The sequence below is a fragment of the Dellaglioa sp. CoH-57-MRSF-19 genome, from assembly GCF_056781975.1.
In genome coordinates, this window is the sequence record NZ_JBXAXW010000021.1 from 981 (window position 1) to 1,262 (window position 282).

1 protein-coding gene is annotated in these 282 nt (G+C 48.2%); it reads right to left on the reverse strand.

Features of this window, described 5'->3' with window-relative positions:
* Positions 1-54: 54 nt before the first annotated feature.
* The coding region (locus AC1RO3_RS07885; RefSeq protein WP_481763913.1) for a hypothetical protein at positions 55-282 on the reverse strand (228 nt) is incomplete at its 5' end.

Below are 282 nucleotides of genomic sequence, written 5' to 3' on the forward strand. Positions count from 1 at the left end.
ATCAAGCTGATATGCTGTTGGTGTAGTCATGTTGAGTTCTCCTTACCATTAAATTTAGATTTGAGGGATAGGAGTACTAGTATCCGGATTGTCTGGCACGTGGTGGATGTGCGAATCATAAACACGCCGGAAGTCGCCTATGGTCTTCGTGTTACCGGACGCAGTTTCATCCGTAATGTCGCCAGCAGCCGCGATCGTTGAATCCGTGACAACAGGACCCTGAAACTGATGAGTGGAAGCCTTGTACACGGCAGTGCCACTGGCATTTAGATTGAGGTTAGT